Here is a 9,994-nt window from a genome sequence, read left to right as displayed (position 1 = left end):
AAAATCCGCCTCATCAACGCCCGCGGCTACGGCCACCACTCAGCCCGAACACTGACCTCAATGATCTATCTCTGCCTCGGCGGACTGCACCCTCAGCTACCCACAAGAACCTGAGGAGCCGCACATACGTTCTACGCTAGATCAGGGGTACGACATCCCAAGACGGCAATTTTCGCTTCTCAGGTTGGAGATCTACCGTTTCCCTGTGCTGAACGAAACGCTTGAAGAAACCGGTCTCCTGCCCAACGGGCTGACTGTCGAGGCAGCTCGTGCGGAGGCCGCCCGCACGTACGAACTCGACCGCGCCCACGTGTTCCACTCGTGGTCCGCGCAGGCCGAGATCTCCCCGATGACGATCGTGGCCGCGGAAGGCTGCTACGTCTGGGACGGTAACGGCAACAAGCTGCTCGACTTCTCGTCCATGCTGGTCAACACCAACATCGGGCATCAGCACCCGAAGGTCGTCGCCGCCATCGCCGCGCAGGCCGCGAAGTTGTGCACGGTGGCGCCGCAGCACGCCAACGACGCCCGCTCCGAGGCCGCCCGGCTGATCGCCGAACGCACCCCCGGCGACCTGAACACGGTCTTCTTCACCAACGCCGGCGCCGACGCCGTCGAGCACGCGGTGCGGATGGCCCGCCTGCACACCGGCCGCTACAAGGTGCTGTCCCGGTACCGCTCCTACCACGGCGGCACCGACACCGCGATCAACCTCACCGGCGACCCCCGCCGCTGGCCCAACGACCACGGCACCGCCGGCGTCGTCCACTTCTTCGGCCCGTTCCTGTACCGCTCGCAGTTCCACGCCACCACCGAAGCCGAGGAATCCGAGCGCGCGCTCAAGCACCTGCACGACACCATCAAGATGGAGGGCCCGAGCACGATCGCGGCCATCATCCTGGAGCCGATCCCGGGCACCGCGGGCATCATGGTCCCCCCGCCCGGGTACATCGCCGGGGTGCGCGAGCTGTGCGACGAGTACGGCATCGTGTTCATCGCCGACGAGGTGATGGCTGGGTTCGGCCGTACCGGAAAGTGGTTCGCCATCGACCATTTCGATGTCACGCCGGATCTGCTGACCTTCGCCAAGGGCGTCAACTCCGGTTACGTACCCCTCGGCGGTGTGGCGATCAGCCCCGCGATCCTCGAGACCTTCGCCCACCGCCCCTACCCGGGCGGCCTCACGTACTCGGGACATCCGCTGGCCACTGCGGCCGCGGTCGCGACGATCAACGCGATGGCCGAGGAAGGCATGGTCGAGAACGCGGCCCGGGTCGGCGCCGAGGTGATCGGGCCCGGCCTGCGGGACATCGCCGCCCGGCACCGGTGTGTCGGTGAGGTGCGCGGCGCCGGCGTGTTCTGGGCCGTCGAACTCGTCGCCGATCAGGACACCCGCGAGCCGCTGGCGCCGTACGGAAGTTCCAGTGCCGCAATGAACTCGGTGATCGGCGAGTGCAAGAAGCTCGGCCTGCTGCCGTTCGCGAACTACAACCGCATCCATGTGGTGCCGCCGTGCATCATCACCGACGAGCAGGCCCGCGAAGGCCTGGCGATCCTGGACCGCGCACTCGACGTCGCCGATGCGGCGCTGGGCGCTGACTAGTCCAGTTCGCCACTGATTCGAGGATATGGTTCGGCGGTCTAGTCCAGACGTAGGGCCGTGGGTTGTCGTTCCAGATGTCGATTCAGGCGCGGATGTCGCTGTTGAGTTGGCGTACTGAGGTGTGGGTGCCGCGGCGCCGTTTCTTGGTGGTCAGCTCGGCGAACCAGCGTTCGACGAGGTTGATCCACGACGAGCTGGTCAGGGTGAAGCGCTCGACAAAGCGCGGATGAGCCAGGAGCGAGCGCTTGACCGCCGGCGTCTTGTACGTCGAGGCGTTGTCGAGCACGACGTGGCAGTCCAACTCGGCGGGGACTTCGGCGTCGATCTTTTGAGAAAGGCCAGGAACACCGGTGCGCGGTGAGCGCTCGAGCGCGCCGCCGTCAGCGACAGCACTGACACGCACTCCTTCATCCCCTGGTGGGCCATCCTTTTGGGAGTTGCCCCCTATCCCTCAGCCCTCCGCCCGCGGAGCCGGGGCAACAGTGCCGGCGCGCAGCGGCGATTCCAACCAGCAACACCGGAAGCCCGAGGTCGTCACCAGGACAACACAGCCCGACCATCGCCAGTCGGCCGACAGGCCGCTCCCCGCAATTCATCAACCCACCGGCCCGAGATCCGGCCGAGTTCCTATCCGGCTCGGCCCCGAGTTGCAGCTACCAGAAAGCTATGTACGATCCCACTATATTATATTCTGGAGGTTGGCATGAAGGACTGGATCCTTGTCGAGCACGGCAACGTACTCGATGCCACGGGTGCTGCAATACAGCCTGATTGCTCAATCCTGGTACAGGGGACCACAATTCACGCCGTCGGCGCTGACGTGGGGCTGGCACAAGTACCCCGCGGGCACGACGTCACCGTGGTCAACGCCACCGGCAAAACTGTCATGCCGGGCCTCATCGACGCCCATTGTCATATGACTTACGGGGAATCGCGCACCGAGGAAGAGATCGATCTCTACACCAGTGCCGAACTGAGGACATTGAAGGCGGCGTTCCACGCACAGAAGGTCTTGAGCGCGGGGGTCACCGGCATCTCCCAGCCCGGCGGCAGTTACTACATCGGTGTCGGGCTCCGGGAAGCCATTGCCGACGGCATTGTGCAGGGACCTCGGATGACCTCCGCCGGTAGGTACATCACCACTAGCAACGGCCTGACTGACTGGTACCCGGACTCGGTGGGAGTGCCATCCGGTTCCATCGGAGTTCTGGCGAACTCACTGCCCGAGATGATCAGCGAAGTTCGCCATCAGGCGAAGAATGGCGTCGATCTCATCAAGCTCGCCGACAGCCCGTTCGGTGACTATCAGGCATTCACCACCGACGAGATGAAGTCCATCACCGATTTCGCGCATCAACTTGGGAAAAAGGTGACCATCCACGCGCGCGGATCAGCAGAAGTGGGGGCGGCCGCCGAGGCGGGCGTCGACTGGATCATGCACGGAAACATGATGACCAACGAAGTCATCGACCTCCTGGTGGAGCGGCAGATACCGCTGGTGCCAACGCTTTTACTGCTGGCAAACGTCGTCGACTGGGGCGAACGCGTGGGCGCACCGGTGGAACTACGCGACGGAATGGCCCGTGCCCTCGACAAGACAGCCGATTCCCTGCACCGCGCACACGCAGCCGGGGTGATCTTCGCCATGGGCACCGACAGCGGATTCTCCGTCGCGCCGTACGGCGAGTGGCACGCACGGGAGCTGGAACTGTTGATGACCTACGCCGGATTGTCGCCCATGGAAGCTATTCAAGCCGGCACCCGCAATGGGGCCGTCACACTCAACCTCGATGGGCGAATCGGGACACTCGAGCCGGGGATGATCGCCGATATTTTGGTTATCGACGGAGATCCATTAGCGAATATCCGTGTCCTACAAGACAAAAGGAGGATCGAGACCGTCATCCAGGGCGGCAAGATCGTGGTGTTCAACGAACGGGCCCTGGCACGCCGGTGGCCGCATCACCGGGTGCAAACCTACTCGACTTCAGACCTCACCTATGACCTCATCCACAGTGGGCAAGAAGTGGTGCCGACACCACCGGATTGGCACAAGGACGAGGCCATGGATCTGATCCGCAGCGTGCAACGCCGAGAAGGTGAGACGCACTCGTGACGGACCTCGCCGACGTCGACCACGAACTCTGCGAAGTCGCCCCCGGCGTCTGTCTGCGTGTCCTCAGGTACGAGCCCCAGGGTGGCAGCCGAGGCACAATTGTCTTCATTCACGGGCTGGGGGCGACAGCAGAGCGCTGGACTCAGACCATGAGAGCGTGTGCGGCAGTAGGATTCAGATCACTAGCGATCGACCTCCCCGGGCACGGCTTCTCGACCAAGGGGCGGCTGCCGGATTTCTCGATTCCAGGATTCTTGCAGTACCTCCAAGTGGCCCGCACAAAGCTGGGAGCGCAAACCGCGACGTTGGTGGGCACCTCGTTGGGGGCCCATCTGGTGGCTGCCGCCACCGTCGCAGACCCGGATAGAACAGAACGGATAGTTTTAGTCGGGCCTATCGGGATAACGCCTGTACCCGAGGACATTCGGCAACAGCTGGCACAGAACATCACGGACACCTCCCCAGCGGGAATCACCGCCAAGCTGTACGGGCTGCTACACGATCCCGCACTGGTGACTCCAGAGTGGGTAGCCACCGAGTGCGAGATCAACAACTCGCCCGGCGCCGACGAGAGCTTTGCCCTGTTGGCAGGTTATGTCCGAGACCGTTACAACCACGACATTGTGGGCGACGCGCTTCGCAGCGCGGCCGGCGACGTGCCGTGCACCCTGATCTGGGGGGCGGCTGACCGAATGGTGCCGCCCGATCAAGCTCACCATATTCTCCGCCTACTTCCCGACCACACCCGGCTTCACCTGATCGACAAGGCCGGGCACGCGCCGTATTTCGAACGTCCGGCCGAATTCAACAAGATCCTTCTCGACTTCTTACCTACCTAACTCACCAGCACTCCCAACACCTAGGAGATCAGCAACAGTGTCCAACCTGCAACGTCGCGAACTGCGCATTACCGAATTGCCCGAGCCCGTCAGCCATTACACCGACGCAGTCACCTGCGGCGACTTCGCGTTCATCTCCGGGATGATCGCAATGGGCACGGACGGCAAGGTGATCGGCGAGAACGACGTCGTGGCACAAACCGAAGTGGTACTCGACTATCTCGCACTTGCGCTGGAAGCCGCCAACAGCTCGATCGCCGACATCGTCAAAGTCACCGTCTTCGTGACCGATATCAATGACCGCGCGGCAATAAACACCGTGCGCCAGCGCCGTTTCGGCGCGAATCGGCCGGCCAGCACCCTTGTGGAGATCTCGGCGCTGGTGGTGCCGGAAGCGAAGGTGGAGATCGAAGCGATTGCCGTCATCCGCAGCTGATCAGCTGATCAACAACATGCAGAGAGGCAGCAGGACATGAAACTGGGCACGGTCAACAACCGGGCCGTCGTCGTCCGCGACGGTCTGGCGTTCGATATCCACCAAGCCAGCTCAGGCGTTTTCGGCCCGGCGATGAGCGACATCCTCAGCGCCTGGGCCGACTTCTTGAAATGGGCCGCGTCGGCGTACTTCGACTCAGGCGAACCTATCGCCGACACGATGCTCGGAGCACCAGTTCCAGAGCCGCGCCAGATCTTTGCCGTGGGGCTCAATTACGCCGAGCATGCTACTGAATCGGGATTCACCGCTCCCCCGGCCCCAATGCTGTTCACCAAGTTCCAGTCTGCCCTGTGCGGTCCGGACCAAGCCGTCGAACTGCCTGACGGCAACGTGGACTGGGAAGTCGAGCTGGTGGTCGCAATCGGCGTGGGCGGACGCGAGATCACCACCGATGACGCGCTGGACCATGTGGCCGGGGCCATGGTGGGCCAGGATCTTTCCGAGCGAACAGCTCAGATGGTAGGTGACCCGCCACAGTTCAGTCTGGCAAAGTCTCATCCGGGTTTTGCTCCGGTGGGCCCGCTGTTGGTCACCCTGGACGAGATACCGGCGCTGGATTCGTTGAAGATCCAGTGCCAGCTCAACGGTGAAACAGTCCAGTCCGCGTCCACCGGTGACATAATTTTCTCTGTCCCCCAACTGATCTCCTACATCTCGCACACCGCGACGTTGCTACCGGGCGATCTCATCTTCACCGGGACACCACCCGGGGTGGGCATGGGCCGCTCACCGGCGCGCTACCTCTCCCCTGGTGACGAGCTGGTCAGTTCGATCGACGGTCTGGGCGAGATCCGGCAACACTTCTACCGCGCCCGATAGCGGTGGCACTTTCACCGCTACTGCACATTCCGGTGAGGTCCTGGCCTACGCCGCGTTACCGCGGACATTCAACTTCATATCATCGGCTACGAAAGGTAAGGCATTGGCGCTCAAAGTCGCTGTCATCGGCGCGGGCATCGGCGGTTTGACGGCAGCCTCGACGCTTGTCAGACGGGGCGCTGACGTCACGGTGTACGAGCAGGCATCGGCGTTAACCGAAATCGGCGCCGGCTTGTCTCTGTTCGCAAATGGGCAAAGAGTTCTCACCGAGTTGGGTGCTTTGGACGGCCTAGACCAGGTGGGAGGTGAGCCCAACGACGTGGTGCTGCGGGACGGCCGCAGTGGCGACGTGGTGGCTCAGCATCCGCTGGGACGCGACGGCTGGTATCGGAGCCAGACGCAGTACCCATACCTGGGCATTCACCGGGCCGAACTGCTGAACCGACTGGTTGGCTCCATCGACGCCGACTGTGTGCGATTGGACCACCGGCTCGTCGACCTCCAACCCGGTGCGGACGGCGTGGAGCTGCGTTGGGAGAACGGCACAACGTCTGATGCCGAGATTGTCATCGGAGCTGACGGCGCACGGTCTACGCTGCGCCAGTGGATGTTCGGGGAAAGTTGTGCCCTCTATAGCGGGAACAGCGGATTCCGCGGTATCGTACGCGCCGACCAGGTTCCGTCGCTGGAGAACCCGGGAGATCTGCAATTCTGGGTGGGGACACACGCACATCTGTTGCACTTTCCGATATCACCCGGCGGATCCGAGATCACCTTCCTGGCCGCCCTAGAAGAGCCAGCTCAGTGGCCGCACGACAGCGCCTGGCGCACGCCATCTACTCTGGATGAAGCGTTGGCCGGGTATGCCGGCTGGCACCCGGCCGTCACTGAAATGATCTCGGCAGCTGCGCCTTCTGAACGGTGGGCGCTCTTCCGAATGGAGCCTCTGCCAACCTGGCACAAGGGTCGCCTGGTGTTGTTGGGAGATGCCGCGCACACCATGCTGCCCCATCACGGGCAGGGTGCCAATACTTCGATCGAAGACGCTTACGTGCTGTCGAAGCTGCTCACAGCTGCAGACAGTCGGTCGACGGAAGAGCGGCTCACTACGTATGAGTCGCTGCGTAAGCGTCGCGCGGAGAAGGTCCAGTTGGCGTCGTGGCGAGCCAACAGTCTGCTGCACTACATCGACGACGATGTCTCACACCGCGACAAGGCATTCGCAAACATCCCGGTGGATGTGCGTTGGATGCACACGTACGACGCACGAGAAGTCCCAACACATTCGGCTCCAATAGTTTCTCAACGGAATTGAGGCACAATGAAAACAGTATCGATTCTCGCCGCGCTCGTTACCGCGGTCGCACTGAGCTCGTGCAGCCAGGACGCTGCCTCTCCTGAGGAGGACAGCCCGTCACAGTTGAATGTGATGTTGTCCTACCACGAGGGGTTGTCATGGCTGCCCATGCCGATTGCCCAGAAGCTCAACTACTTTGGTGATGACTACACGTTGAATATACAGTCGGCCAACGGCTCCGGCTACGTCACTCAACAACTGTTGTCGGGCAACATCGACGCTGGATGGGCCGGCGCCGCCGATACCATTGTCGCGTTCTCGCGTGACCAAAGTGTCCGGGCGTTCATCTGCCAGCCGCCCGGTGAGCTCTTCCAGATTGTCACCCCGGAAGGCTCCGGGATACAGCAGATGTCTGATCTGCGGGGCCGCAAGCTCGGCATAACCGAGAAGGGGGGCGGTGAAGAGCCCATCGTCAACGCCGCGCTCAAAGACGCGGGCATCGACCCGATGTCGAGCGATATCACGATTCTACCCATCGGATCCGCCGGTCCGCAGACGTTGAGCGCCATCCAGGACGGTACCGTAGACGCCTACGCCTCCAGTTATCCCGACATCATCTCTCTGGAGGTCCAAGGGCTCACGTTCCGTGATATCACGCCGGCCAAGTACCAGGGTGTGCCCGGCGATTGCCTCATCACCACCACGGCGGTGCTCGAAGACAACGCCAAGAAGCAGCAGATCACCGAGTTCGCCCGCGGCTGGATGATGGGAGGCACCTTTGCACAGGCCAATCCCGAAGCGGCGCTGACGATCGGGTGTGAGGCGTATCCGAGCGAATGCCAGGACCCTGCCTTCGCGGAGGCTTACGTCAATGAGTTCATCGACCTGACTGCCGGTAACGGCGAACATCCCTTCGGCTATGTGCCGATCGAGGACTGGACCACCACCCATGAGCTGCTGGCCGATGCCGGATTGGTGCCCGCTGACCTTGACATGACCACACTGGCCGCAGACCAGCTCGTGACGCAGGTGCAGGACGAAGCCGACAGCTTCGATGCAGCAGCGGTGCAGACCGAAGCAAAAGACTATGCCGGATAGGGCGGCCGCTCCGATGACTGCTGGTAGGGCTCCAGACTCCAACGGCAACGGTGTTCGCATCCGAGGGGTGAGCAAAACCTACCGGGGCCGCACCGGCAGGGTGCATGCGTTACGCGATATCGATCTCGATATCCGGGAAGGCGAGTTCGTCGCCTTCGTCGGGCCCAGTGGCTGTGGGAAATCCACACTGCTGCACATCGTGGCGGGTCTTATCGAGATGAGTTCTGGTCAAGTGACGGTTGCCGGCCTCCCGGCGGCCAGCGGTAGGCACGACATCGGGATCATGCTGCAGAAGGCGGTCTTGCTGCCGTGGCGCACTATCGAGGCCAACGTGCTGATGCCGGCTCAGATCCAGAAGCGGGACGAGCAGGAGTCACAGCAACGGGCGAAAGAGCTGCTCGACATGATGGGTATCGGGGATTTTGCCGACAAGTTTGTCTGGGAGCTCTCAGGCGGGATGCGGCAACGAGCCAGTCTGGCCCAAGCGCTGGTGACCGACCCCTCCATTCTGTTGATGGATGAACCCTTCTCGGCGGTAGACGAATTCACCAGGAGCGGCTCAACATCGAGGTTGCGCGCTTACATTCCGAGCGGGGTCGTACCACCCTGTACGTCACTCACAACATCCAAGAGGCGGTGTTTCTGGCAGACCGCGTAGTGGTGATGAAACCGCGTCCGGGCGAGGTGGAGGACATCGTGGACATAGATCTTCCCCGCCCGCGCACGGCAGAGGTGCTGGAGCTCGATGCCACCGCGCACATTGTCTCGAAAATCCGACGACTTGTAGGAAAACATGTCTGAGAGCACCGTTAGCAAGACTCAACTCGACGACGAGAATGATCAGGAACCGCCTGAGGACGGTCCGCTCACGAAGGTCGCGAAAGCGGCCGTGGCCCCGCTACTAGTGCTGGCGTTGTTATTGGCGGTGTGGGAGACCACGGTTCGGGTGGGAATAGCCAACCCGGTGATCATCCCACCTCCAACCGAGATAGCTCTGCGCCTCTTCGAGCTGCTGGGGCAAGGATTCTTCTGGGAGGCAACCGGTGTCACGCTGGTGGAGACAATTGCCGGATTCTTCATCGGCTCGTTCTCGGCCTGGGTTCTGGGCACCTGGGTGGGCTTGGTAGACCTCACCCGTAAGGCGCTCTACCCGCTGCTTGTTGCCTTCCAGATCACACCTCGGGTGGCGCTGGCGCCAGTGTTCCTCACCTGGTTCGGTTTTGGCATCACATCGAAGATCGTGATGGCTGCCACCATCTGCTTCTTCCCGGTGTTCATCAACGTCGTGGTGGGCCTCGAGACGGTGGACCGCGACGCTCGGACCTTGCTGAGATCGCTGGGCGCGACGAAGCTGCAGACTTATCGGATGCTGTCTCTGCCGTCGGCGCTTCCGCTGATTTTTGCCGGACTCAAGACTGCGATGACGATGGCGTTGATCGGCGCCATCGTGGCTGAGTTCGTAGGCGCCTCAAAGGGAATGGGTGTCTTGATCTCCACATTCAACTTCCAGCTGAATGTCGCGTCCGCATTCGCTGTGATCACCGCACTGATGTTGGCGGGTCTGGTGCTTTACGGAATAGTCGCGTTGCTCGATCACAAGTGCGGCTCCTCAGGTTCTTGTGGGTAGCTGAGGGTGCAGTCCGCCGAGGCAGAGATAGATCATTGAGGTCAGTGTTCGGGCTGAGTGGTGGCCGTAGCCGCGGGCGTTGATGAGGCGGATTTTGGC

General features: G+C 62.2%; 9 protein-coding genes and 1 pseudogene. 9 read left to right on the top strand and 1 reads right to left on the bottom strand.

The window, feature by feature from the left end; translation table 11 throughout:
- Positions 1-205: 205 nt before the first annotated feature.
- The gene (locus tag ASJ79_RS10685; RefSeq protein ID WP_067954922.1) at positions 206-1,603 is read left to right on the top strand and encodes an aspartate aminotransferase family protein; all 1,398 of its coding nucleotides are present in this window, start codon (positions 206-208) and stop codon (positions 1,601-1,603) included.
- On the opposite strand, the pseudogene ASJ79_RS33845 reads toward ASJ79_RS10685, so the two are convergent.
- Positions 1,521-2,041 (bottom strand): annotated as a pseudogene (locus tag ASJ79_RS33845) (transposase); the annotation flags it as partial. The gene ASJ79_RS10685 and the pseudogene ASJ79_RS33845 overlap by 83 nt on opposite strands.
- A 265-nt stretch (positions 2,042-2,306) precedes the next feature.
- Between ASJ79_RS33845 and ASJ79_RS10675 the strand changes: the two are divergent.
- The 8 genes from ASJ79_RS10675 (at position 2,307) to ASJ79_RS10640 (ending at position 9,895) form a co-directional block, all read left to right on the top strand.
- Entirely contained in the window at positions 2,307-3,719 is a 1,413-nt protein-coding gene (locus ASJ79_RS10675) for an amidohydrolase family protein (RefSeq protein ID WP_067954918.1), read from the top strand.
- On the top strand, positions 3,716-4,558 hold the full coding sequence (locus tag ASJ79_RS10670; RefSeq protein WP_067954915.1) for an alpha/beta fold hydrolase: 843 nt from the start codon (positions 3,716-3,718) through the stop codon (positions 4,556-4,558). The genes ASJ79_RS10675 and ASJ79_RS10670 overlap by 4 nt, the downstream gene beginning before the upstream one ends.
- A 37-nt stretch (positions 4,559-4,595) precedes the next feature.
- A complete protein-coding gene (locus ASJ79_RS10665; protein ID WP_197420167.1) occupies positions 4,596-4,994 on the top strand; it encodes a RidA family protein in 399 nt (132 codons plus the stop codon).
- A gap of 36 nt (positions 4,995-5,030) precedes the next feature.
- Positions 5,031-5,873 carry a fumarylacetoacetate hydrolase family protein gene (locus ASJ79_RS10660; protein ID WP_067954913.1) on the top strand — a complete coding sequence of 281 codons (843 nt, stop codon included), beginning with the start codon at positions 5,031-5,033 and terminating at the stop codon, positions 5,871-5,873.
- A gap of 103 nt (positions 5,874-5,976) precedes the next feature.
- The gene (locus ASJ79_RS10655) at positions 5,977-7,188 is read left to right on the top strand and encodes an NAD(P)/FAD-dependent oxidoreductase (RefSeq protein ID WP_067954911.1); all 1,212 of its coding nucleotides are present in this window, start codon (positions 5,977-5,979) and stop codon (positions 7,186-7,188) included.
- A gap of 6 nt (positions 7,189-7,194) precedes the next feature.
- Positions 7,195-8,268, top strand: a complete 1,074-nt coding sequence (locus tag ASJ79_RS10650; RefSeq protein ID WP_082753772.1) for an ABC transporter substrate-binding protein — start codon at positions 7,195-7,197, stop codon at positions 8,266-8,268.
- Between the two features lie 67 nt (positions 8,269-8,335).
- On the top strand, positions 8,336-8,926 hold the full coding sequence (locus tag ASJ79_RS10645; protein ID WP_197420166.1) for an ABC transporter ATP-binding protein: 591 nt from the start codon (positions 8,336-8,338) through the stop codon (positions 8,924-8,926).
- Between the two features lie 135 nt (positions 8,927-9,061).
- Complete coding sequence (locus tag ASJ79_RS10640; protein ID WP_067954906.1) at positions 9,062-9,895, top strand: ABC transporter permease; 834 nt, start codon at positions 9,062-9,064, stop codon at positions 9,893-9,895.
- Positions 9,896-9,994: the final 99 nt, after the last annotated feature.

This window comes from Mycobacterium sp. NAZ190054 (assembly GCF_001545925.1).
Classification (GTDB): Bacteria; Actinomycetota; Actinomycetes; order Mycobacteriales; family Mycobacteriaceae; genus Mycobacterium.
Note: the sequence above shows the minus strand (reverse complement) of the source record. Positions and strands in the feature narration are given on the sequence as shown.

Coding starts and splice junctions, on each gene's coding strand:
- ASJ79_RS10675 (WP_067954918.1), top strand. CDS start 2,307: ATGAAGGACTGGATCCTTGTCGAGCACGGCAACGTACTCGATGCCACG.
- ASJ79_RS10660 (WP_067954913.1), top strand. CDS start 5,031: ATGAAACTGGGCACGGTCAACAACCGGGCCGTCGTCGTCCGCGACGGT.
- ASJ79_RS10650 (WP_082753772.1), top strand. CDS start 7,195: ATGAAAACAGTATCGATTCTCGCCGCGCTCGTTACCGCGGTCGCACTG.
- ASJ79_RS10640 (WP_067954906.1), top strand. CDS start 9,062: ATGTCTGAGAGCACCGTTAGCAAGACTCAACTCGACGACGAGAATGAT.